Below are 24,427 nucleotides of genomic sequence, written 5' to 3'. Positions count from 1 at the left end.
GAACGCGGCCGGCGCGGCCGTGTTCGCGTCGGGTCGCTGAAACGTCGAGGGACACCTGTTCCGGGCAACCTTTCCGGCTCGCGCCACGCGCGCGGGTTTGTCGCGGGCCGGCGATCGGTGCATATTAGCGGCATTGCCGTTTCACCGGTCGCCCATGACGCCAGACAAAGCCCTCGAACTGAAACGCAGCAAGCGCCGCGCGCTATGGCTGCTGCTGGCCGCGGTCGCGGTATTCGTCACGACGATCCTGCTGCCGCGCGGCCCGTGGGTCGACGGTTTCAAGGCGGTGGCCGAGGCCGCGATGGTCGGTGCGCTCGCCGACTGGTTCGCGGTCGTCGCGCTGTTCCGCCGCGTGCCGATCCCGTTCGTGTCGCGCCACACCGAAATCATCCCGAAGAACAAGGACAAGATCGCCGACAACCTCGCGGTGTTCGTGCGCGAGAAATTCCTCGGCCCCGACGCACTCGTCGCGCAGATTCGCCAGCACGATCCCGCACGGAAACTCGGCGCATGGCTCGGCGAGCCCGCGAACACCGACGCGCTCGGCGGCTACGTGACGAAGCTGATGAGCTTCGCGCTCGACATGACCGACGATGCGCGGATCCAGTCGTTCGTCCACGACGCGTTCCGCGCGGTGATCGACCGGATCGACCTGTCGCAATCGGTGGGCGCGATCCTCGACACGCTGACGAAGGACGGCCGTCACCAGGCGTTGCTCGACGACGCGATCGGGCAGGTGGTCGACGTGCTCGACAAGGAAGAGAACCGCGAGGTGATCGCGGGCTTCATCGTCGAATGGCTGAAGACGCAATACCCGAAGGTCGAGAAGATCATGCCGACGCAGTGGTTCGGCGAGAACGGCGCGCGCATGCTGGCGAGCGCGGTGAGCCGCGTGCTCGAGGGCGTGGCGGCGGATCCGGAGCACGAATTGCGGCAGCGCTTCGACCGCACGGTCGTGCGGCTCACCGAGCGGCTGAAGCATGACCCGGTATTCATCGCGAAGGGCGACGAGATCAAGCGCTACATCCGCGACGGCGACGCGTTCAACGACTATGTACGCGATCTGTGGGACCAGTTGCGCGCATGGCTGAAGGCCGATCTCGCGCGGCCCGATTCGACGCTGCACCGGCAGGCCGCGACGCTCGGCGGCTGGCTCGGCGCGCGGCTCGCGGAGAGCCCGGCGCTGCGCGCGTCGCTGAACGAGCACGTCGAGAAGGCCGTGCACGAGATGGCGCCGGATTTCGCGGATTTCCTGATGCGTCACATCCGCGATACGGTGCGCAACTGGGATGCGCGCGAGATGTCGCGGCAAATCGAGTTGAACATCGGCAAGGATCTGCAGTACATCCGCATCAACGGCACGCTGGTCGGCGGGCTGATCGGGCTCGGGCTGTATCTGGTCTCGCTGGTGCCGCGCTGGGCGGCCGAGTGGTTGCATTGATGCGGGTGCGGCCGTCGCGCACGTGGCGCGCCGCCGTATGCCGCTGAATCAAGCGTGTGCCTTCGCGCCGTGCAGTTGCAGGCCGAGGGCCTTGATCACTTTCAGGATCGTGCCGAAGCTCGGATTGCCGTCGTGCGACAGCGCCTTGTACAGACCTTCGCGCGACAGGCCCGCATCGCGCGCGACCTGCGACATGCCGCGCGCGCGGGCGATCACGCCGAGCGCATGCGCGATGAAGGCCGGGTCGTCGCCGGCTTCCTGCAGACAGGCCTCGAAGTAGTCGGCCATGTCGTCGTCGGTTTTCAGGTGTTCGGCCGAATCCCACGGCCGGGTCTTGATCTTGTCCATCGATCACTCCAGGTCGAGCCGCTCGAGCATCGCGTGCGCGGCGCGGATGTCCGCCTGTTGCGTCGACTTGTCGCCGCCGCAGAGCAGGATCACCCATATCGTTCCGCGTCTGACGTAATAGACGCGATAGCCGGGGCCGTGGTCGACACGCATTTCGACGACGGGTGAGCCGGCGGATTTCCAGTCGCCCGGGTTGCCCATCGACAGACGGTCGATGCGCGCCTGGATGCGCCGCCGGGCGACGCGATCCTGCAGGCGGGCAAACCACGCGTCGAAGACGTCGGTAGTCCGGATACTGAACGTAGGCGCACTGTAGGACATGGATCGCGGTATGTCAACCATGGTTCACAGGTTTGGTGAATGGAATCGGGGTGCGTCCAACGATAGGGCCGCGCGTGCCGTTTGAGGGCGAATTGGCCGTCAGGCCGATCCTTTTGCGCGGCCGGACCCGGCCATTCGGCCGAAGTCGGAATTCCGCGAATCCGTCTACAATCAAAAACGTCCTTGCCGCCCGTGCGTGCTTGCCGCGCGCGGGCGGATCCGTTTGTCCTCCTGCACAGGGAGGCACCGCCGTGCGTTACGCGGCGGGCAGTGCCGTGGTCACCAGTAGGTAAAGCGTCCGCGTGCCGTAGGCCGGCGCGTGTTCTGAACGTCGCGCGCTCGTAAGCCGGGCAGGCGGCATCAACCGAGAGTCCCCCATGAAAGCATCGGATCTGTTCGTGAAGGCGCTGGAAGCCGAAGGCGTCGAGTATGTGTTCGGCATCCCCGGCGAGGAAAACCTCGATCTGCTCGAATCGCTGCGGCGATCGAAGATTAAGCTCGTGTTGACCCGGCACGAGCAGGCGGCCGGATTCATGGCCGCCACCTACGGCCGGCTGACGGGCCGCACCGGCGTGTGTCTCGCGACGCTCGGGCCGGGCGCGACCAACTTCGTGACGGCTGCCGCGTATGCGCAGCTCGGCGGCATGCCGATGCTGATGATCACCGGGCAGAAGCCGATCAAGTCCAGCAAGCAGGGGCACTTCCAGATCGTCGACGTCGTCGGCATGATGCAGCCGCTCACGAAGTTCACGCGACAGATCGTGTCGATCGGCAACATCCCGTCGGCGGTGCGCGAGGCGTTCCGTCGCGCGGAGGAGGAGCGCCCCGGCGCCGCGCATCTCGAACTCCCGGAGGACATCGCGCACGAGGAGGGCGACGGCAAGCCGATTCCGCGCAGCTACAGCCGGCGGCCGGTGGCGGAGGAGAAGGCGGTCGCGCACGCGGTCGACGCGATCCAGGCCGCGCGCCACCCGCTGTTGATGATCGGCGCGGGCGGCAATCGCAAGACGACCTGCAAGATGCTGCTCGAATTCGTCGACAAGACGGGCATCCCGTTCTTCACGACCCAGATGGGCAAGGGCGTGATCGACGAAACGCATCCGCTGTGGCTCGGCAACGCGACGCTGTCCGACGGCGACTTCGTGCACCGCGCGATCGAGCATGCGGACTGCATCATCAACGTCGGCCACGACGTGATCGAGAAGCCGCCGTTCTTCATGCGCACGGACGACAAGACCGTGATCCACGTGAACTTCCTCGGCGCGCAGGTCGATCCCGTCTACTTCCCGCAGATCGAGGTGGTCGGCGACATCGCGAACGCGGTGTGGCAGATGAAGGAGGCGATTGCGCCGCAGCCGCATTGGGATTTCGCGCGCTTCGCGATGATCAAGGAGCACTTCGACGCGCACCTGCAGAAAGGCCAGCACGACCCGCGCTTCCCGATGTACCCGGTGCGGATCGTGAACGACCTGTACAACGCGCTGCCGACCGACGGGATCGTCTGTCTCGACAACGGGATGTACAAGATCTGGTTCGCGCGCTACTGGCGTGCGCATGAACCGAACTCGCTGCTGCTCGACAACGCGCTCGCGTCGATGGGCGCGGGCCTGCCGTCGGCGATCGCGACGAAGATCGTGCATCCGCAGCGCAAGGTGATCGCCGTGTGCGGCGACGGCGGCTTCATGATGAATTCGCAGGAACTCGAAACGGCCGTGCGGCTGAAGCTCGACATCGTCGTGATGATCCTGCGCGACGACGCGTTCGGAATGATCCGCTGGAAGCAGGAGAACATGAACTTCCCCGATTTCGCGATGACGTTGAAGAACCCCGATTTCGTGTCGTATGCGCAGAGCTACGGCGCGCACGGGCATCGCGTCGAAGCGGCCGACGATCTCGAGCCGCTGCTGCGCGACTGCTTCGCGACGCCGGGCGTGCACGTGATCGACGTGCCGATCGACTATTCGGACAACGAACGCGTGCTCAACCGCGAAATCAAGCGCCTGTCGGCGCAACTCTGAATCCGCAGTTCACCGGAAGGAGCGTTCCATGCTGAAGGATACCTATCCGTACTATCTGGCCAACGAGGCCGTCTACGCGAACACCGATCTGGAAGTGACCGACAAATTCAGCGGCAAGGTCGCGACCCGCGTCGCGCTGGCCGACGCGAAGGCGATCGATGCGGCCATCGGCGCGGCGGTCGACGCCGCGAAGCCGATGCGCGAGTTGCCGGCGTACAAGCGTCAGGCGGTGCTCGACCACTGCGTCGCGCGCTTTCGCGAGCGATTCGACGAGCTGGCCGAGGCGCTGTGCATCGAGGCCGGCAAGCCGATCAACGATTCGAAGGGCGAAGTGACGCGGCTGATCGATACGTTCCGCGTCGCGTCCGAGGAGTCGGTGCGCATCGACGGCGAGGTGATCAACCTCGAGATCTCGGCACGCGCGCAAGGCTACACCGGCTATACGCGGCGCGTGCCGATCGGCCCGTGCTCGTTCATCTCGCCGTTCAACTTCCCGCTGAACCTCGCCGCGCACAAGGTCGCACCCGCGTTGGCCGCGGGCTGTCCGTTCGTGCTGAAACCCGCGAGCCGCACGCCGATCGGCGCGCTGATCATCGGCGAGGTGCTCGCCGAAACCGACCTGCCGAAGGGGGCATTCTCGGTGCTGCCCGCGCATCGCGACGGCGCGGACCTGTTCACGACCGACGAGCGCTTCAGGCTGCTGTCGTTCACCGGTTCGCCGGCCGTGGGCTGGGCGCTCAAGGAGAAGGCCGGGAAGAAGAAGGTCGTGCTGGAGCTCGGCGGCAACGCGGCGGCGATCGTCGACGCGGACCAGCGCGAGCAGCTCGACTACGTGGTCGAGCGTCTCGCGTTCGGCGCGTATTACCAGTCGGGCCAGAGCTGCATCGGCGTGCAGCGGATCCTCGTGCATGCGGATCTGTACGACGCGCTGCGCGACAAGCTGATCGCGAAGACGCGTTCGCTGAAGATGGGCGATCCGAAGGATCCGTCGACGTTCGTCGGCCCGATGATTTCCGAATCCGAATCGCGCCGGCTGTCCGGCTGGATGGACGCGGCCGTCGCGGCGGGCGCGAAGATCGTCGCGGGCGGCAAGGTCGACGGCGCGATGTTCGAGGCGACACTGCTGGAAAACGTCGGTCGGGAACAGGACCTGTACCGCAAGGAGGCATTCGGTCCCGTCGCGATCCTCGAAAAGTTCGAGCGCTTCGACGATGCGCTCGCGCGCGTCAACGACAGCGACTTCGGGCTGCAGGCCGGCGTGTTCACCGATTCGCTCGCGCATGCGCAGCGTGCGTGGGACGAGCTGGAGGTGGGCGGTGTCGTGATCAACGACGTGCCGTCGTTCCGCGTCGACAACATGCCGTATGGCGGCGTGAAGGATTCGGGGCTCGGCCGCGAAGGGATCCGCTACGCGATCGAGGACATGACCGAGCCGCGCCTGATGGTCGTGCGGCGCCGCTAGCGCGACGGGCGGCGGCCTGACGGCTGACGGCACGCGGGCGGGCGGGCGATCGTGCCGGCCCGCGTGCCGTTTTCGTCTCGGCGCACGCCGACGGGCGCGGCGATGCCCGCCATTGCGTCATCGTGGCGGCACCGCGCGCCGTGCTTGCCGAACGCGCTCGACTGCCTGCATCGCATCGTGATGTAATCGCGCGAATTGGCCAACCGGGGTACGACACCGGCTGGCGTGCGCATTCATTCCTCACGAGGTCGATTCATGTCCCCCGTCTCGGCATTCAAGCTGATTCTGTTGTCATTCCTCGCGATCGTCGCGCTCGAATACATCGCCAAGCGGTTGCGATTGCCGCCCGCGGCCGCGCTGCTGATCGGCGGCATCGGCATCGCGTTCATTCCCGGCCTGCCGCCGATCAACCTCGATCCGGAACTCGTGCTGCTCGTGTTCCTGCCGCCGCTGCTGATGGACGGCGCGTATTTCTCGGTATGGGAGGAATTCAAGCGCAACGTCGGCGGCATCATGATGCTCGCGATCGGCGCGGTGGTGTTCACGACGTTCGCGGTCGGTTTCGCCGTGCACTGGGTCGTGCCGTCGCTGCCGTGGGCCGCGTGCTTCGCGCTCGGCGCGATCGTGTCGCCGCCCGACGCGGTGGCCGCGAAGGCGGTGCTCGAACGCGTCGCGCTGCCGCGCCGGCTGATGGTGCTGCTCGAAGGGGAAAGCCTGTTGAACGATGCGGCGGGCCTGGTGCTGTTCCGCTTCGCGGTCGCCGCCGCGCTGACGGGCGCGTTCAGCCTCGAGCACGCGGTCGTGCGCTTCGCGGAACTCGGGCTCGGCGGTGTCGTGGTCGGCTTCCTGGTCGGCAAGCTCGTCGTGTGGTTCCTGAAGCTGCTCGATGACGACTATCTGGTGATTACCGTCGCGGTGATCGCCGGCTGGATCGCGTACATCGCGGGCGAGATGGTCGAGGTGTCGGGCGTGATCGCGACGGTCACGGCCGGCATGATCGTCGGCTGGCATCAGCACGAGGTGTTCTCGGCGGCCGTGCGCACGCGCGGCACCGCGTTCTGGCAGGTCATCGTGTTCCTGCTCGAAGCGCTGGTGTTCGTGCTGATCGGGCTGTCGCTGCGCGGCGCGATCCACCGGCTCGGCGGTTTCGAGCAGGTGCTCGCGACGATGGTCCCGCCGGTGCTCGCGGTGCTGGTGGCGGTGATCGTGTCGCGCTTCGTCTGGATCTACGCGGTCGAGGCGCTGAAGGTGCCGGTGCGCGGGATCATTCGGCGTGGTGCCGCACCCGACTGGAAGGCCGCGACGATCATGAGCTGGGCCGGGATGCGCGGGGTCGTGACGCTGGCGATCGCGCTGTCGTTGCCGGAGGCGATGCCGGGCCGCGACGTGATCCTGGTCGCGTCGTTCGCGGTGATCCTCGTCACCGTGCTCATGCAGGGCACGACCATCGGGCCGCTGATTCGGCTGCTGCGCCTGCCCCAGCGCGAGGAGCGCGCCGCGCATCACCTGACCGAGCCGCAGGCGTGGGCGCATATCGAGGCCGCGCAGCTCGCGGCGATCCAGCCGCTGGTGCGCGACGAGAGCGGCAAGGTGATTCACCCGCGCCTGCTGGAGCAATACACGTATCGCGCGGAACTGACCGAGCGGGCGAAGAACGAGCCTGCTTATCCGGCGGAGGTACGCACCGCGCACTACGACGTCGTGCTGGCCGCGATCAAGGCCGGGCGTGCGGAATTGTTGCGCCTGCATCGTTCGGGCCGCATCCACGACGAGATGCTGCACATGCTCGAGCGCGATCTCGACCTGCAGGAAGTGTCCGCGCAGCACGCGCGCGGGTAGCGGGCGGCGCGCACGCCATGAACGCGCGGCCGCGTGGCCGCGCCGATCGTGTTCGTCGCGCGGTGCCGCGAGCCTTCGCGTCGCGCCGATCCAGGCGCGGCGCACGATTTTTCCCCTTCCATCTCTCCCGATTCCGCCGCTTCGGAATCCGGCCCCAAAGCGTTCGACACGACGGCCTTGCAGCGCATGCAAACCTCGCGGCGCCGGCTTCGCAAACGTTATCGTCTTTCGCATCCGGAAATGATCTGATTTATCTGAATCCCGCTCTTTCACCATATTTGGCAAAACTAAACCGGAAGGAGATAGATGCTGTGTTCTAATTTCATTTAGAATCAGCCGGTTATCTTTATTGAGAGAAAGCGCGCGGAGGTAATGCGACCGTCGTCGGGGTGAATTCGGCGCTCGGATCCCCGCGAGGCAATGCCGACAGGCCAGATCGGCAACAATTGGCGGATTTCTCCGCCGCCAGTTTTAAGATGGCGTCCAAGTCGGATAAACAACTCCTATGAAAGAATCAATTGGAGATTTGGCGTTTGAAACGGTATTTATGAAAGAATCCAGCGGTGAAAATGCGCCGGATTGTCTGGAGTCGGGGCTATCGGTTCTCCTCGTCGACGATCAGCCGTTCGTCGGCGAGGTGATCCGCCGCGCATTGCGCAGCGAGCACGATATCGACCTGCATGTGTGCACGGACGCACATCGGGCGATGGCGGTCGCGCGCGACGTGAAGCCGACGGTCATCCTGCAGGATCTCGTGATGCCGGAAATCGACGGCCTCGACCTTGTTCGCGCGTGGCGCGCGGACACCGACACCGCACGCGTGCCGATCATCGTGCTGTCGGCGAAGGAGGAGCCGATCGTCAAGCGCGAGGCGTTCATCGCCGGCGCGAACGACTACCTCGTGAAGCTCCCGGACGCGATGGAGCTGACCGCGCGCATCCGCTATCACTCGAATTCGTACCTGATGTCGCGCCAGCGCGACGAAGCGCTGGATTTCCTGTCGCACGACATGCGTTCGCCGCAGACGTCGATCCTCGCGCTGCTCGAGGTCTACCGGACCGAGCACGGCGACATGCCGCCGATCATGGAGCGCATTGCCGGCCACGCACGGCGCGCGCTCGCGCTCGCCGACGGCTTCATCCACCTGACCCGCGCGCAGTCGGAACGCCGCGCGCACGAGGTCCTGAGTCTCAACGAGATCGTGCTCGACGCCGTCGACCAGCTGTGGGAGAAGGCGGCCGGATTCGGCAGCCGGGTATTTGCCCACGTGCCCGGCACCGAGTGCGTGACGATGGGCGACCGCATGATGCTCACGCGCGCGGTCGCGAACCTGATCGACAACGCGCTGAAGTACGGCCCGGCCGGCACGGACGTGCACTGCACGCTGAGCGACGACGGCGGTGCGTGGCTGATCGGCGTCGAGGACGCCGGCTCCGGCATCGCGCCCGAGCAGCGCACGGCCGCGACCGAGTCGTTCGTGCGGCTCGAATCCGCGCATGGCGCGGCGCGCAGCGGCTTCGGCCTCGGGCTTGCGTTCGTCCGCGCGACGGCCGCGCGGCATCGCGGCCAGATCCTGATGCGCAATACGGCGCGCGGCTTCATGGTCGCGCTTCGGCTGCCGGCGCAAGCGGAGCGATGATTTCGCGGCGCGGCCGGCCGGTGCCGCGCCGCCCGCAGACCCCGATGCGCTCGTGGCGCGCCGTCCGGCGCGCGGGCGGGCGCGGTTTTTTTCAACGCTGATTTTAGAAAGCCCATAACGAACATGGCCACCGTGACGCCTCGCGCGACCAATGAAAGCCTGCACCCGACGATCGGCACCGCCCGGCTGACGCTCGGCAACCGTATCCTGTTCAGCTTCGGCGTGTTGTTCGTGCTGATGCTGGTGACGGCCGGCGTGTCCTACGAGCGCCTGCGTGCGATCAACACCGAGGCCGTCAGCATCGAACGCGATTCGCTGCCGGGCGTGTATCTGGCGGCGTCGCTGCGCGGGGCGGTCAACGAATCGTTCGCGACGCTGCAGCAGGCGACGTTCGTCGACACCGATCCCGAACTCGTGCAGCGTGATTTCGCGAAGATCGGCGAGACGCTCAAGGAGATCGAGTCGTTGTCGGTCGACTATCAGAACACGACGTTCCGCGATGACGACCGTCAGCGCTTCGCGGCGTTTCGCGGCGCCTTCGACCGCTACCTGCCGCTGCTGAACGACGCGGTGCAGAAGAGCCGCGCGTCGCGCGAGGAGGCCGTCGCCGCTTATGCGAAGGTACAGCCTGCGTGGGCCGAGGTCGTGCGCAACGCGAATATCCTGGTGCAGGAAAACCGCAAGTTCGCCGACCAGTCCGCGAAACTGATCCGCGAATCCGTGCAGGACACCGAGATCGTCCTCGCGACCGCGCTGGCGATCGTGCTGCTGTCCGCGCTGGGGCTGGGCTACGGGCTGTACCGTTCCGTCACCGTGCCGATGGCGCGGCTCGTCGAGGTGCACGACGTGATGCGCACCGGCAACCTGACGCGCCGCCTCGACCTGCGCCGCCGCGACGAATTCGGCACGCTCGAGACGGGCTTCAACCGGATGGCCGACGAGCTGACCGAGCTGGTCGCGCGCGCGCAGCAGTCGTCGCTGCAGGTGACGACGTCGGTCGCCGAAATCGCGGCGACGTCGCGCGAGCAGCAGGCGACCGCGAACGAGACCGCGGCGACGACGACCGAGATCGGCGCGACCTCGCGCGAGATCTTCGCGACGTCGCGCGACCTGCTGCGCACGATGAACGAGGTGGCCGGCGTGGCCGAGCAGTCGGCGACGCTCGCCGGCGTGAGCCAGAGCGGCCTCACGCGGATGGGCGAGACGATGCGCAGCGTGATGGACGCGGCCGGTTCGGTGAACGCGAAGCTCGCGATCCTCAACGAGAAGGCGCTGAACATCAACCAGGTCGTCGCGACGATCACCAAGGTGGCCGACCAGACCAACCTGCTGTCGCTGAACGCGGCGATCGAGGCCGAGAAGGCCGGCGAATACGGCCGCGGCTTCGCGGTCGTCGCGACCGAGATCCGCCGCCTCGCCGACCAGACGGCGGTGGCGACGTACGACATCGAGCAGACGGTGAAGGAGATCCAGTCGGCCGTGTCGGCGGGCGTGATGGGGATGGACAAGTTCTCGGAGGAAGTGCGCCGCGGGATGCTCGACGTGCAGCAGGTCGGCGGACAGCTGTCGCAGATCATCGCCGAGGTGCAGACGCTCGCGCCGCGCTTCCAGATGGTCAACGAAGGGATGCAGACCCAGGCGAACGGCGCCGAGCAGATCACGCAGGCGCTGTCGCAACTGTCGGAGGCCGCGCAGCAGACGGCCGAATCGCTGCGCCAGTCGTCGCAGGCGATCGACGACCTGACGCTCGTCGCGAACCAGTTGCGCACCAGCGTGTCGCGCTTCAAGGTCGACGCGTGACGCGCGCCGAGTCGCACGGCGGCGCGCACGCGCTGTTCCTGATGTTCGAGCTCGACGGCGAGCGCTATGCGCTCGACGCGGCCGACATCGACGAGGTGCTGCCGCTTGCGACCGCCAAGGCCGTGCCCGGCGCGCCCGAATGGATTGCCGGGCTGCTGATGCGCGGCGGTCAGCCCGTGCCCGTGATCGACGTGCCGATGCTGGCGCTCGGGCGGCGCGCGCATGCGCTGCGGTCGACGCGGCTGGTGATGGCGCGCTATCGCGTCGGGCAGCCCGACCGCGATCGCGTGGTCGGCCTGATCGTCGAGCGCGCGACGCAGACGCTGCGAATCGACCGCACCGCGTTCCGCGCCAGCGGCGTGTCGACCGCGCGCACCCGCTGGCTCGGGCGCGTCGCGAACACGCCGGACGGGATCGTGCAGCAGGTCTCGGTGTCCGACCTGATCGACGACGTCGCGCGCCTGTATCTGTTCGACGGCCTGCCGGGCCACGGAGGGGAGTCCGCATGAAAGAACCCGATTCGCGATTTCGCGGCTGGCTGCTGCGCGAGACCGGCATCGACCCCGATTCGCTCGGCAACGATTTCCTGAGCCGCGCGCTGACGGAGCGCGTGCAGGCGCTGCAGGGCGACGGCGAGCGCCTGCCGTCGGCGGCGCGGCCGCCCGTCACGCCGGAAGCGCTCGACGCCTACTGGCAGCAGCTCAACGCGTCGGCCGACGAGCGGCGCGCGCTGATCGAACTGTTCGTCGTACCGGAGACGTGGTTCTTCCGCGATCGCGAGGCGTTCGCCACGCTCGCGCGGCTCGCGGCCGAGCGGCTTGCCGCGATGCCCGGGCGCGTGATCCGCGTGCTGAGCGCGCCGTGCTCGACCGGCGAGGAACCGTATTCGGCGGCGATGGCGCTGCTCGACGCCGGGCTCGATCCGGCCAGCTTCACGATCGACGCGATCGACCTGAGCGCCCGCGCGATCGAACAGGCGCGGCTCGGCTGCTACGGGCGCAATGCGTTTCGCGGCACGTCGACCGAATTCCGCGGCCGCTACTTCACGCCGGTCGCCGACGGCTGGCTGCTCGACGAGCGCGTGCGCGCGTGCGTGCAGTTTCGCCAGGCGAACCTGGTCGAACCGGGCCCCGACACGGGCATCCGCTACGACTTCGTGTTCTGCCGCAACGTGCTGATCTATTTCGACCGCGACGCACAGGATCGCGTGATCGATTCGCTCGAAAACTCGCTCGCCGACGACGGGATGCTGTTCGTCGGGCCCGCCGAAACGGGCGTCGCGATGCGGCACGGGATGCGCTCGGCGCGCGTACCGCTGGCGTTCGCGTTTCATCGCGTGCGCGGCGGCGCCGCGGCGGACGGCCATGCGGCACCGATGCCCGCGATCGCGCCGCACCGTCGCGCCGAGCGCTTCACGGTGGCGCCGCCGGCCGCGACGCGCCCGCTGCTGGCTGTCGTGCCGCCGACGTGGAGCGATGCCGCGCCGTCGCGCGCCGCGTTCGCGCCGGCCGAGCGCCCGACGGCGCTCGAACCGCGGGCCGACCTGCACGCCGACTCGCCGGCCCGGGTGGCCAACGTGACCAACGTGCCCGACACGCCCGCACCGGCGACACCGGTCGCCGGCAGCGCCGCACCGACGCTCGAGGAAGCGCAGGCGCTGGCCAACGCGGGCGCGTTCGACGAGGCAGAGCGCGTGCTCGCGCAATTCTCCGCGCACGCCGGGCCGCACGCCGACGCGTTCTACCTGAACGGGCTGATCGCGGATGCGCGCGGACGCGTCGCGGAAGCGGGCGACTTCTACCGGAAGGCGCTGTATCTGCGGCCGACGCACCACGAAGCGCTGACGCATCTCGCGACCTTGCTCGACGTCGGCGGCGACGGCGCCGGCGCGCGATGGCTGCTCGAGCGTGCGCGACGCTCGGCCGGATAACGGGAATACGGGTTGGGAGCCGACATCGGGATGACCGAGGAAAGAATGAACCGCGACGCCGTTGCCACTGACGACACGACGCTCGGCGTCGACGATTGCTGGAACCGGATCGGCACGCACGGCGACCGCTCGTGCGAGCGGCTGGCCGACTGCCTGCGCTGCCTGAACTGTCCGGTCTACGCGTATCACGCGGCGAAGCTGCTCGAGCGCCCGCTCGGCGTCGCCGAGATGGCCGACGCCACGCAGCGGATCAGCGCGTTCGACGCGACCCGCGCGCATGGCGACGACGATACGCGCCAGGCGGCGCTGGCGTTTCGCGTCGCCGACGAATGGCTCGCGCTGCCGATCGGCGTGCTGCGCGAGATCGCCGGCACGCGTCCGATCCATTCGCTGCCGTATCGCCGTCATTCGGCCGTGCGCGGCGTGGTCAACATTCGCGGCACGCTGCGCATCGCGATCTCGATCGGCGCACTGCTCGGCCTCGACGCGGGCAAGGGCGGCAACGGCGGCGCGGACGGCCGTTTCACGCGGCTGCTGGTCGCCGCGCACCAGGGCGAGCCGGTCGTGTTTCCGGTCGACGAAGTCGAGGGCGTGTTGCGCTTCAGCGCATCCGAATGGGTGCCCGTGCCGGCGACGGTCGGGCGCGCGAGCGCCGGCCTGTCGCGCGGCGTGCTGTCGTGGCGCGGCAAGTCGGTGGGCCTGCTCGACGACGATCGGCTGTTCGACGCCGTGACCCGGAGCATGCGATGAGCGGCGATGACGATCTGAGCCACCTGTCGCTGCTCGAGCTGTATCGCGAGGAAACGCGCACGCAGACCCAGGCGCTGTCCGAACGCCTGCTCGCGCTCGAATCGGGCGAGCCCGACTCCGTCGCGCTCGAGGCGTGCATGCGCGCCGCGCATTCGCTGAAGGGCGCCGCCCGCATCGTCGGCGTGCCGCTCGGCGTCGACATTGCAGGGCGCATGGAAGAGTGCTTCGTCGCCGCGCAGGCCGGCACGATCGCGCTGACGGCCACGCACGTCGACGTGCTGCTCGCCGGCGTCGACCTGCTGGTGCGCGTCGCCGATCCGCAGGCGCAGCCCGTGTCGTCGACGGAGATCGAGGCGTTCGCACTGGCGCTGACGGGTGCCGACGGCGCGCACGCGATGCCGGTCTCGGCCTCGGCCTTCGCGCCGCCGCCGGCGCCGCCGTCCGTCGTGCCGCATCGCGAGCATGACGGCGCCGCGAACGAATCCGTGGGGGCCGGCGCCGCGGTGCCGCCGCTCGCCGTGTCGGCGGCCGTGCCCGATCCGGTCCAGGCCGGCCGCGCGGCCGGCGCGGGCGCGATGCGCCGCGTGCGGGCCGATACGCTGAACCGGCTGCTGAGCCTGTCCGGCGAGTCGCTCGTCGAATCGCGCTGGCTCAAGCCGTTCGCGGAGTCGATGCTGCGCGTGAAGCGTGCGCAGCGCGATGCGGCCCGTTCGCTCGATCTGTTGTACGAACAGTTTGCCGACGATCTCGACGCGGGCGTGCTCGCGTCGGTGAACGAAGTGCGGCACATGCTCAACGATCTGCAGCGCTCGCTCGCCGAGCGCATGGACGAATTCGACCGCTTCGAGCGGCGCAGCACGCACATCGCCGAGCAGCTGTACGACGAGGCGCTGCAGTGCCGGATGCGGCCGTTCGGCGACGCGACGCGCGCGTATCCGCGCATCGTCCGCGATCTCGCGCGCTCGCTCGGCAAGCAGGTGCGCTTCTCGATCGTCGGCGAAGGCACGCAGGTCGACCGCGACATCCTCGACCTGCTCGACGCGCCGCTCGGCCACCTGCTGCGCAACGCGATCGATCACGGCGTCGACGCGCCCGACGCGCGTCGCGCACGCGGCAAGCCGGCCGAGGCGAGCGTCACGCTGGAGGCGCGCCACAGCGCCGGCTCGCTGCTCGTCAGCGTGATCGACGACGGGCCGGGCGTGGACATGGACGCATTGCGCGCGGCGGTCGTGCGCCAGCGCCTGACCGACGACGAGACGGCCGCGCGGCTGTCCGATCCCGAGCTGCTCGAATTCCTGCTGCTGCCGGGCTTCTCGATGCGCGACGCGGTGACCGACGTGTCGGGGCGCGGCGTCGGCCTCGACGCCGTGCAGGAAATGGTGCGCGGCGTGCGCGGCGCGGTGCGCATCTTCAACGAGCCCGGCGCGGGCATGCGCTTCGTGCTGCAACTGCCGCTCACGCTGTCGGTGATCCGCAGCCTGCTGGTCGAGGTCGGCGGCGAGCCGTACGCGTTCCCGCTCGCGCACGTGCGCCGCACGCTCGAACTGTCGCACGACGACATCGACGTGCTCGAAGGGCAGCCGCATTTTCCGTTCGACGGCCGGCGCGCGGGCCTCGTCGGCGCGCATCAGCTGCTCGATGCGGGCGAACCCAACGTCGCGCGCGCGAGCACGGCGGTCGTGGTCGTCGGCGGCGAGCCCGAACTCTACGGTGTCGCCGTCGACCGCTTCCTCGGCGAACGGATGCTCGTCGTGCAGCCGCTCGACAGCCGCCTGAACAAGATCCAGAACATCGCGGCCGGTGCGTTGCTCGAGAACGGCGACCCGGTGCTGATCGTCGACGTCGAAGACCTGATCCGCTCCGTCGACAAGCTCGTGCGCGGCGGACAGCTCGCAAAGCTCAAGCGCGATCCGCAGCTCGCGCTCGCCGACCGGCGCCGCCGCGTGCTCGTCGTCGACGATTCGCTGACGGTGCGCGAGCTCGAACGCAAGCTGCTGGAAAAGCGCGGCTACGACGTGACCGTGGCGGTCGACGGGATGGACGGCTGGAACGCGGTGCGCAGCGACGCGTTCGATCTGGTCGTCACCGACGTCGACATGCCGCGCATGGACGGGATCGAACTCGTCACGCTGATCAAGGGCGATCCGATGCTCAAGCGCGTGCCGGTGATGATCGTGTCGTACAAGGATCGCGACGAGGATCGCCGGCGCGGGCTCGACGCAGGCGCCGACTACTACCTCGCGAAGAGCAGTTTCCACGACGAGGCGCTGCTCGATGCGGTGCACGACCTGATCGGGGATGCACGCGGATGAACATCGGCATCGTCAACGATCTGCCGCTTGCCGTGGAGGCGCTGCGCCGCGTGATCGCGCTGCGCACCGATCATCGCGTGCTGTGGGTGGCGACCGACGGCGACGAGGCGGTGGATTTCTGCGTCGCGCATCCGCCCGACCTCGTGCTGATGGATCTCGTGATGCCGAAGCTCGACGGCGTGGCCGCGACGCGGCAGATCATGGCGCGCGCGCCGTGCGCGATCCTGGTCGTGACCGCGAGCGTCAGCGCGAACACGTCGTCGGTCTACGAGGCGATGGGCGCCGGCGCGCTCGACGCGGTCGACACGCCGACGCTCGCGCTCGGCCTGCCGTCGGATGCGGGGCCGCAGCCGCTGCTCGCGAAGATCGACCAGATCGGCCGGCTGCTCGAAAGCCGGACCGTGACGCTCGTGCCGCCCGGGCCGGCCCTCGCGCGCGGCCTGCCGACGCTGATCGCGATCGGCGCGTCGGCGGGCGGCCCGACCGCGCTCACCGCGCTGCTGCGCGCGCTGCCGGCGGATTTTCCGGCTGCGCTCGTGATCGTGCAGCACGTCGACCAGGCGTTCGCGCTCGGCATGGCGGAGTGGCTCGACGGCTATACGCGGCTGCCCGTGCGTGTCGCGCGGGAGGGCAGCGTGCCGCAGGCGGGCGAGGTGCTGCTCGCGGCGACCAACGATCATTTGTACATGTCGCCGCGCGGCGTGCTCGGCTATACGCGGCATCCGGCCGAGACGCCGTACCGGCCGTCGATCGACGTGTTCTTCAACAGCGTCGCTGACGGCTGGCAGGGCGACGCGCTCGGCGTGCTGCTGACCGGAATGGGGCGCGACGGGGCGCTGGGGCTGAAGGCGATGCGCGCGAAGGGTTGCTACACGATCGCGCAGGACGAGGCGACGAGCGCCGTCTACGGGATGCCGAAGGCGGCCGCCGCGATCGGCGCCGCGTCGGCGATCCTGCCGCTCGAGCGGATCGCGCCGCAACTGATCTCGCGCGTGACGCGCATGCCGCTCGACTGACGGCGCGCGACCCCGGCGGGGCCGCGTTGCAGGCGCCGCGCGGCGTCGCGTACAATTGCCGCCTGCGGAGATGGCATGCCTCCCTGCGGTCGATCCCGGCGCGTCGCGCGCGGTTCGGCCCTCAACCGCCGGTTGCCCGGCTGATGATGCCTGCGTGTTCCTGGGTCGTCAGGAGGTCGCAGGCCGTCCATGCGGTATTCTGCCGCCCAGGTTTTGATGTCCCGTCGAATCTGGAAATCATGTTTTTCTCGACTTCTGCCGATTTTTTCGCGACCGTGCGCTACGTGTGCCGCTGGCTCGCGCTTTCCGCCCTGCTCGGCGCGCTGGCCGGCACGGCTTCCGCGTTGTTCCTGATCGCGCTCGACTGGGCGACCGGCACGCGCGTCGCGCATCCGTGGCTGTTGTGGGGACTGCCGGCCGCCGGTTTCGCGACCGGCTGGGTCTACCACCGGTTCGGCCAGTCGGTCGCGCGCGGCAACAACCTGCTGATCGACGAAATTCACGACCCGAAGGCGCTCGTGCCGAAGCGGATGGCGCCGCTCGTGCTCGTCGCGACCGTCGTCACGCACCTGTTCGGCGGGTCGGCGGGCCGTGAAGGCACGGCCGTGCAGATGGGCGGCGCGCTCGCCGATCGCGTCACGCACCTGTTCCGGCTCGATCGCGAGCATCGGCGCGTGCTGCTGATGGGCGGCATCGCGGCCGGCTTCTCGTCGGTGTTCGGCACGCCGCTCGCGGGCGCCGTGTTCGGGCTCGAGGTGCTCGCGATCGGCCGCGTACGGTACGACGCGCTGCTGACCTGCGTCGCGTCGGCGATCGTCGCGGACGTCGTGTGCCGCGCGTGGGGCGTGCATCACACCGTGTATGCGATTCCGTTCGTGCCGGCCGTGTCGGCGACGGGGCTGGCCGCGACGGTCGTCGCGGGCGTTGCGTTCGGCGTCGTCGGCCGGCTGTTCGCGTTCGCGACGCATGCGCTGACCGCATGGTTCCGTCGCGTCGTGCGCTATGCGCCGCTGCAGCCGGTGCTCGGCGGCGCGCTGGTGGCCGTGGCCGCCACCGTGCTGAACGTGCCGCAGTATCTCGGGCTCGGGATTCCGACGATCGAGGCCGCGTTTCGCGGGCCGCTGCCGGTTTACGATTTTGCGGGCAAGTTCGCGTTTACCGTCGTCACGCTCGCGTCGGGATTCAAGGGCGGCGAAGTGACGCCGCTGTTCTACATCGGCGCGACGCTCGGCAACGCGCTCGGCCAGGTGCTCGCGCTGCCGGTGCCGGTGCTCGCGGGGCTCGGCTTCGTCGCGGTGTTCGCGGGCGCGGCCAACACGCCGATCGCATCGACGATCATGGCGATCGAACTGTTCGGCGCGGATGTCGGCGTCTATGCGATCGTCGCCTGCGTGGTCGCCTATCTGTTTTCCGGACACGCGGGGATTTATCGATCGCAGCGGGTGGCGGTGGGGAAGGGGGCGCGGGTGGAGGCGGAGTGACGGCGGCGCGCGGGGCGGCCGACCGCGGTGTGTCGACCGAAACCGAGACCCGGTGATCGCGCCGATCACCGGGACCGGGGGGGCGTCCGTTACGCCTTCGGCAGTTTCGCGACGTTGCGCGCGAGCAGTTCCTCGATGTCGATGCCTTTCTCCGCGAGCAAGGCCGTCACGACGCCGGTCAGCTCCCCGAGCGTTTCCTTGACCGACTCGCGGATCGTATCCACGACGACCTGGGTGCTGCGCTCGATCTCGATATTGACCTTGTCGTCGACGCCTTTGGCGTCGAAGGTGGTCGCGCGTCGCGTTTCGGGAATCAGCCAGACGTCGAACCAGCCTGCGTCGCGATCGACGTCCGACACGGTGAGGCTGCAGCCGTTGATCGCGATATAGCCTTTCGCGAACACATAACGTTTGAAATCGGCCGGCACGCCGATGCGGATCATCCGGTTGTGTTCGGACGACGCGATTTGCAGGATGGTCCCCATGAAGTCGACGTGACCGGACAGCGGATGCCCGCCGATTTCCGCGCCGTCCTTCGCGGCCCGTTCGACGTTGACGCGGGCGCCGGTCGTGAGGTCGGCCAGCGTGGTGATTCTCAGGCTCGGCAACATCACGTCGAAGTCGATCAGCAGCGGTGAGTGGATGGTCGTCACCGTCAGGCAGACGCCGTCGACCGAGACGCTCGCGCCGATCTCGATGTCGGTGGTGAACCGCTCGGGGAATTCGATGCTGAACGTTCTCAGTTCGCCGTGATCCTTGATGGCCTTGATGACGCCAACACCCTGAACAATGCCTGTAAACATGATCCGCCTTTCGTCGCAAATTGCCTGGCCGGTATGATAAGTGATCGCGGCGGGCGGCGTCGGGGCCGGACGCGCGGCGGCAGTTGCCGCACGTCCGGCCCCGACCGGGTTGCCGTCAAGCCTCCGCCGGCTCTCCCCGCGGGCCGGCATCGCCGCTGACCGCGCGCCGCGGCGAATCGATCAGGCCCTTCGCCAGTTCCAGCGCCTGCCGCTCGAACAGCCGGCGATAAATCCCGCCGTCGATGCGGATCAGCGCGTCGTGGTTGCCTTCCTCGATCACCTTGCCGCGATCGAGCACGAGCAGTCGGTCGAGCGAGCGCACCGTCGACAGCCGGTGCGCGACGACGAGCGTCGTGCGGCCGACCATCAGCCGCTCCATCGCCTGCTGGATCAGCACCTCGCTTTCGCTGTCGAGGCTCGACGTCGCTTCGTCGAGGATCAGGATCGGCGCATCTGCGAGGAACGCGCGCGCGATCGCGACGCGCTGGCGTTCGCCGCCCGACAGCTTGATCCCGCGCTCGCCGACGAGCGTGTCATAGCCGTCCGGCAGCGCGGCGATGAAGTCGTGCGCGCTGGCGAGACGCGCGGCGCGCTCGATGTCCGCACGGCTCGCGTCGGGACGCGCATACGCGATGTTCTCCGCCAGCGTGCGGTGGAACAGCACGGGTTCCTGCTGGACGATCGCGATCTGGCTGCGCAGCGAATCCTGCCGCACCTGCGCGATATCCTGGCCGTCGATCGTGATGCGGCCGCCCGACACGTCGTACAGACGCTGGATCAGCTTGATGAACGTCGTCTTGCCCGACCCGGAATGGCCGACGAGGCCGACACGCTCGCCGGGCGCGATGCGCATCGAGAAGTCGTCGTACAGCGGCACCGGATGATTGCCGTAGCGGAACGTCACGTGCTCGAAGCGGATCTCGCCTTGCCCGATCCGGATCGCCGGCGCGCCGGGACGATCGTCGATGCCGAGCGGCTGGCGCTCGAGCGCGACGAGCTCTTCCATGTCGTTGACCGAACGCTGCAGGTTGCGGATGTGCATGCCGACGTCGCGCAGGTAGCCCTGCAGCATGAAGAACATCGTCAGCGAGAATGCGATGTCGCCGACGCTCGCTTCGTCGTTCGCCCACAGCCGCAGCGCAACGCCGATCATCGCCGCCTGCATCGCGACGAGCATCGCACCCTGCAGCCCGCCGTTGAGCGTGCCGCGTACCCACGTGCGGCGCGTGCGCTGGCGCCATTTGCCGATCACGCGCGCGAGCCGCGCTTCCTCGCGCGTCTCCGCGCCGAACGCCTTGACGACCGCATTGCAGCTCACCGCGTCGGCGAGTGCGCCGCCCATGCGCGTATCCCACATGTTGCCGAGCCGCGCGGCCGGCGCGACGATGCCGAGCGACACGGCGACCGTCACCGAGATGTACAGCAGCGAACCCACGCCGACGACGAGCCCCATGACAGGCCAGTGCGTGCCGAGCAGCACCGTCGCCCCGACGAGCATCGTGACCGACGGCAGCAGTGCGATCAGCACGGTGTCGTTCAACAGGTCGAGCGCCCAGATTCCGCGCGTGATCTTGCGCACGGTCGATCCCGCGAAGCTGTTCGCGTGCCAGTCGGTCGAGAACCGCTGCACGCGATGGAACGACGCAGCGGCGATCTCGCTCATCATCTTCAGCGTGAGCGTGATGATGTTCAGGTAGACGCCCTGACGCAGCAGCGTCGCGCCGATGCCGAGCGCGGCCAGCGTGCCGAACGCGACGACGGCCGAATGCCACGCGGCGGCGCGGTCGGTCAGGCCGGTCGACAGCGCATCGACGAGGCGCCCGGCGAACAGCGGCGTGAGCACGTCGGCAAGCGCGCCGAGCAGCGCCAGGGTCGTGATCGTTGCGATGCGCACCGGCTGCTTGCGCCAGTAGCGGAACGTGAAGCCGAAGACGGCCTGGAATGCCTGGCCGCCCAGATGGGTGGTTTTTCTGGTCATGTATCGTTGCCCGGCGCATCGCGCGACGGGACTTTCCGGTTCGGAGAACGTCGAAAACGCAACAGCCCGACCGCGGGGATGACGCGGGCGAAACGAAAACGGACTGTCGGAAAAATGCGCGGGCCGGCGAGTTAGCGGAGCACTCGGGAGCCGGCGCGGACGACGGGCTGGATCAGCCGCGCCGTGGGACCACGTTCGGGAAGGCTGCTGGCATTCGGAACATCTGCACCTCCCTGAAGTGAACGGTTGAAAGGACGCCGAAAAGACGTGAAGGGATTTTATCAGCAGTGCCGGAGTCGCCGCAACGTCTGACGAATGCGGCGTTGCAGCGTCGATACGGTTAGTATTCGGGGTTTCGGCCCTTTTTCGCGCGGGTTCCGCGGTGCGGTGCCGCACGGGTCGGCGGGCCGCATCGATTACACTTTGCCGTTGCGCGCCGGCCGCCGAGGCCGCGCGGATTCACCCCCGATACATTCCTGAGGAAACGATGAGCGACGTTCAGCAAGGCATCCTGGCTCCGATCGACACGGCGGCCCGATACCTCACTTTCACGATTTCGAACAACGGCAACGTGGCAGCGGCGCTGACGGCGTTGCGCGAGCTCGTTGACGGGCGCGACACGGTCGCGGGCTTCGGACACGCGCTGGCCGCACACCTCGGGCGTCCGGTCCCGGGCCTCACCGAATATCCGGCGTTCGCGGTGAACGACCGCACGCTGCCGATCACGCCGGCCGACATCTGGGTCTGGCTGCGCGGCGACGATCGCGGCGAACTCGTGCTGCGTGCGCGGGCGATCGAGCGGGCGCTTGCGCCGGCGTTCGCGCTGCAGGACGCGGTCGACGGATTCCGCTATTCGAACGATCGCGACCTGTCGGGTTACGAGGACGGCACCGAGAACCCGACCGGCGACGACGCGCTGGCCGCGGCGATCGTCACGGGGCAGGGCGCGGGTCTCGACGGTTCGAGCTTCGTCGCGGTTCAGCAATGGCTGCACGACTTCGACCAGATGGAGCGCATTGCGTCCGGCGACATGGATCACATCGTCGGCCGCCGCCGCTCGGACAACGAGGAACTCGACGACGCGCCCGAGTTCGCGCACGTGAAGCGCACGGCGCAGGAGAGCTTCGAGCCGGAGGCGTTCATGCTGCGCCGGTCGTCGCCGTGGTCCGACGCGCGTCGCGCGGGCCTCTACTTCGTCGCGTTCGGCTGTTCGTTCCGCGCGTTCGACGTGCAGATGCGCCGGATGAGCGGCGCGGACGACGGCATCGTCGACGGCCTGTTCCGTTTCACGCGACCGCTGACGGGCGCGTATTTCTGGTGCCCGCCGGTGAAGGACGGCAAGCTGGACCTGTCCGCGCTCGGACTCTGACCGCCGGACGACATCCGCAAACGGGCGGGTCGCGCATCGTGCGCGGCCCGCCCGTTTTGCTTGTTGCGTGGCGATCGTGTGCGGCGCGCTGCGCCGCCCGTCAGTTCAGCGTCGTTTCGATGCGCGTGCCGCGCTTGATGAACAGCGTCACCGGCGTTTTCTCGCAGATTTCCGCGAGCCGCTGGCGCTGCGCATCGTCGAGCGGGCCGTCGAGCGTCACGACGCGGCGCACGTATTGCTGTCCTTCGCGATCGGCGTGCAGTTCGGTGCGCACGTCGATCCGCACGGCCGGCCACGTCTTGCGCTGCATGTACATGCGCAGCGTCGCGGCCGTGCATTGCGCGAGGCCGGCCAGCACGAACTCGAACGGCGCCGGCCCGAGGCCCTGTCCGCCTTCGCGCGGCGCTTCGTCGCCGGTCAGCGCGTGCGTGCCGGCCTGCAGCTGGACGACGTAGTCGGGTGCGTCGGCGGCGAGGGTGGCGGCAGCATGGATGAGCGGCATGGCAAGACTCCGGTAAGCGGGGAAAGAGGCGGCAGCGACGATGCGCGGCGTGCGAGCCGTCAGCATACCGTCTCGACGAAAATCGCGGGCGCTGCGTGCGTCGACGTGGCTCGCCAGAATCAGCCGGCGACGCCGGCGCTCCGGCGCACGAGCGTGGCGACGCGTTCGCGCACCCACTGATGCGCGCGGTCGGTTTCGCGCGACTCGTGCCAGTACGCGAGCAGCGGAAACGGCTTGAGCCGCAGCGGCAGCGGCTGCACGGCGATCGGCAGCAGCGCCGCCATGCGCAGCGCATACGTGCGCGGCAGCGTCAGCAGCAGGTCGCCCGCCGCGGCGATCTGGCAGGCGGCGAAGTAATGCTGGCACACGAGCTGGATGTGACGGAAGCGCCCGTCGTTGCCGAGCAGCACGTCGAGCGATTGCGGTTCGCCGAGCGACGACACCGCGACATGCCGTGCGGCGAAATAGTCGCCGCGCCGCAGCGGACCGTCGGTCAACGGATGATCGTGCCGCATCGCGACGACGAGCGAATCGTCGAGCAGATGTTCGGTCGCGATGCGCGGGCCGGTCTGCACGCGTCGATCGACGGCCAGATCGAGATTGCCCGACGCGAGTTCGCGTTCGATGTCGTGCACGGCGATGCGGCGGCTCACGAATCGCAGGCCCGGCGCTTCGTCGGCGAACGCGGCGACGATCTGCGGCAGCGCGATCGATTCGAGCACGTCGCGAATGCCGACCGCGATGCTCAGGTCGAGCGTCGCCGGGTCGAATGCCGACGGGTCGCGCGCGGCGCGTTGCAGGCCGGCGAGGTGAAGCTGCACGTCCGCGATGATCGTGCGCGTGCGCTCGGTCGGCACGACGCGGTTGCCCTGGCGGACGAACAGCGGGTCGTCGAAATGCGCGCGCAGCCGGTTGAGCGCATGCGTGACGGCCGGCTGCGTCAGGTGCAGCGCACGGGCGGCCGCGCCGATGCCGCCGTGCACGTAGACGGCGTCGAGCACGCGGAACAGGTTCAGATCGAGACGATGATCGGCGGGCACGGACGAAGTCGGCGTGGTGGACGGTGGGGCGATTCTAATGGATGCGCGAACAACGGCATGCGGGTGCGTGCGTTAGAGAGACGATCGATGCCGTTCGATGCGTGTCGATGACGATCGACCCGATACGCGAGCGTGTGCATCCGACGCGCGATGCGGATCGTGCGCACGATGCGAGCCTGCCCGTCGGCAGGCGCATTTCCATGCGGTAGCACCAGCGTTCGGCGACAGCCTGTAGAAATCCGCCATCATACTGTCCCGGTCAGCCATTTCATGCCAAAGACACGACCCGTTCGGCTAAGATGCCGTCGCTTCATATTTCGAGATAGCCGTCCCTGTCGCACGCGTTCAAACCAAATATAAGCCTGACAGTTCGACGGT

Annotated in this window: 20 protein-coding genes and 1 riboswitch; of the genes, 14 read left to right on the top strand and 6 right to left on the bottom strand. The window is 68.4% G+C overall.

All coding sequences use genetic code 11. The features are described from left to right. Positions 1–154: 154 nt before the first annotated feature. Positions 155–1,441, top strand: a complete 1,287-nt coding sequence (locus tag WS49_RS18805; RefSeq protein ID WP_059531692.1) for a DUF445 domain-containing protein — start codon at positions 155–157, stop codon at positions 1,439–1,441. Between the two features lie 48 nt (positions 1,442–1,489). Here WS49_RS18805 and WS49_RS18800 read toward each other — a convergent pair whose 3' ends face one another. Beyond that, on the bottom strand, positions 1,490–1,789 hold the full coding sequence (locus tag WS49_RS18800) for an addiction module antidote protein (protein WP_006750245.1): 300 nt from the start codon (positions 1,787–1,789) through the stop codon (positions 1,490–1,492). Positions 1,790–1,792: 3 nt separating this feature from the next. Beyond that, positions 1,793–2,110: a type II toxin-antitoxin system RelE/ParE family toxin gene (locus WS49_RS18795; protein ID WP_107938181.1), complete on the bottom strand. Its 318-nt coding sequence runs from the start codon at positions 2,108–2,110 to the stop codon at positions 1,793–1,795. Positions 2,111–2,487: 377 nt separating this feature from the next. Between WS49_RS18795 and WS49_RS18790 the strand changes: the two genes are divergently transcribed. From WS49_RS18790 to WS49_RS18740, 12 genes are all read left to right on the top strand, one after another. Then, positions 2,488–4,128, top strand: coding sequence for an acetolactate synthase large subunit (locus tag WS49_RS18790; RefSeq protein ID WP_059531686.1), 1,641 nt, complete (start codon positions 2,488–2,490; stop codon positions 4,126–4,128). A 28-nt stretch (positions 4,129–4,156) separates the two neighbouring features. Then, positions 4,157–5,590, top strand: a complete 1,434-nt coding sequence (locus tag WS49_RS18785; RefSeq protein ID WP_059531683.1) for an aldehyde dehydrogenase family protein — start codon at positions 4,157–4,159, stop codon at positions 5,588–5,590. A 255-nt stretch (positions 5,591–5,845) separates the two neighbouring features. Then, entirely contained in the window at positions 5,846–7,429 is a 1,584-nt protein-coding gene (locus WS49_RS18780; RefSeq protein WP_059531680.1) for a Na+/H+ antiporter, read from the top strand. 33 nt (positions 7,430–7,462) lie between these two features. Continuing rightward, positions 7,463–7,678, top strand: a complete 216-nt coding sequence (locus WS49_RS35135) for a hypothetical protein (protein ID WP_156441415.1) — start codon at positions 7,463–7,465, stop codon at positions 7,676–7,678. A 256-nt stretch (positions 7,679–7,934) separates the two neighbouring features. Further along, positions 7,935–9,068, top strand: coding sequence for a hybrid sensor histidine kinase/response regulator (locus WS49_RS18775; RefSeq protein WP_059531677.1), 1,134 nt, complete (start codon positions 7,935–7,937; stop codon positions 9,066–9,068). A gap of 123 nt (positions 9,069–9,191) precedes the next feature. Further along, on the top strand, positions 9,192–10,868 hold the full coding sequence (locus WS49_RS18770) for a methyl-accepting chemotaxis protein (RefSeq protein ID WP_059531674.1): 1,677 nt from the start codon (positions 9,192–9,194) through the stop codon (positions 10,866–10,868). After that, on the top strand, positions 10,865–11,377 hold the full coding sequence (locus WS49_RS18765; RefSeq protein WP_059531672.1) for a chemotaxis protein CheW: 513 nt from the start codon (positions 10,865–10,867) through the stop codon (positions 11,375–11,377). The genes WS49_RS18770 and WS49_RS18765 overlap by 4 nt, the downstream gene beginning before the upstream one ends. Continuing rightward, positions 11,374–12,798, top strand: coding sequence for a CheR family methyltransferase (locus tag WS49_RS18760; protein ID WP_059531668.1), 1,425 nt, complete (start codon positions 11,374–11,376; stop codon positions 12,796–12,798). The genes WS49_RS18765 and WS49_RS18760 overlap by 4 nt, the downstream gene beginning before the upstream one ends. Before the next feature lie 45 nt (positions 12,799–12,843). After that, complete coding sequence (locus tag WS49_RS18755; protein WP_059531665.1) at positions 12,844–13,548, top strand: chemotaxis protein CheW; 705 nt, start codon at positions 12,844–12,846, stop codon at positions 13,546–13,548. Further along, on the top strand, positions 13,545–15,860 hold the full coding sequence (locus tag WS49_RS18750) for a hybrid sensor histidine kinase/response regulator (protein ID WP_059531661.1): 2,316 nt from the start codon (positions 13,545–13,547) through the stop codon (positions 15,858–15,860). Before WS49_RS18755 ends, WS49_RS18750 begins: the two co-directional genes overlap by 4 nt. Next, positions 15,857–16,876 (top strand): chemotaxis response regulator protein-glutamate methylesterase, encoded by a 1,020-nt coding sequence (locus tag WS49_RS18745; RefSeq protein WP_059531658.1) that lies wholly within the window; start codon positions 15,857–15,859, stop codon positions 16,874–16,876. The genes WS49_RS18750 and WS49_RS18745 overlap by 4 nt, the downstream gene beginning before the upstream one ends. A 57-nt stretch (positions 16,877–16,933) precedes the next feature. Next, a riboswitch (Fluoride riboswitch) is annotated at positions 16,934–17,036 on the top strand. 79 nt (positions 17,037–17,115) lie between these two features. Then, on the top strand, positions 17,116–18,357 hold the full coding sequence (locus tag WS49_RS18740; protein WP_059531655.1) for a voltage-gated chloride channel family protein: 1,242 nt from the start codon (positions 17,116–17,118) through the stop codon (positions 18,355–18,357). Between the two features lie 89 nt (positions 18,358–18,446). On the opposite strand, the gene WS49_RS18735 is transcribed toward WS49_RS18740, so the two are convergent. Together WS49_RS18735 and WS49_RS18730 are read right to left on the bottom strand one after the other, a co-directional pair. Continuing rightward, the gene (locus tag WS49_RS18735; RefSeq protein ID WP_059531652.1) at positions 18,447–19,160 is read right to left on the bottom strand and encodes a riboflavin synthase; all 714 of its coding nucleotides are present in this window, start codon (positions 19,158–19,160) and stop codon (positions 18,447–18,449) included. 115 nt (positions 19,161–19,275) lie between these two features. Further along, complete coding sequence (locus WS49_RS18730) at positions 19,276–21,138, bottom strand: ABC transporter ATP-binding protein (protein ID WP_059531649.1); 1,863 nt, start codon at positions 21,136–21,138, stop codon at positions 19,276–19,278. 487 nt (positions 21,139–21,625) lie between these two features. Here WS49_RS18730 and WS49_RS18725 point away from each other — a divergent pair, with 487 nt between their 5' ends. Continuing rightward, a complete protein-coding gene (locus WS49_RS18725; RefSeq protein ID WP_059531647.1) occupies positions 21,626–22,507 on the top strand; it encodes a Dyp-type peroxidase in 882 nt (293 codons plus the stop codon). A gap of 100 nt (positions 22,508–22,607) precedes the next feature. Here the strand turns inward: WS49_RS18725 and WS49_RS18720 are convergent, their stop codons facing one another. Continuing rightward, a complete protein-coding gene (locus tag WS49_RS18720; protein WP_059466564.1) occupies positions 22,608–23,009 on the bottom strand; it encodes an OsmC family protein in 402 nt (133 codons plus the stop codon). 119 nt (positions 23,010–23,128) lie between these two features. Further along, positions 23,129–24,049 (bottom strand): LysR family transcriptional regulator, encoded by a 921-nt coding sequence (locus WS49_RS18715; RefSeq protein ID WP_059531645.1) that lies wholly within the window; start codon positions 24,047–24,049, stop codon positions 23,129–23,131. Between the last annotated feature and the right edge of the window lie 378 nt (positions 24,050–24,427).

This window comes from Burkholderia sp. RF7-non_BP4 (assembly GCF_001521935.1).
Taxonomy (GTDB): Bacteria; Pseudomonadota; Gammaproteobacteria; order Burkholderiales; family Burkholderiaceae; genus Burkholderia; species Burkholderia diffusa.
Note: the sequence above shows the minus strand (reverse complement) of the source record. Positions and strands in the feature narration are given on the sequence as shown.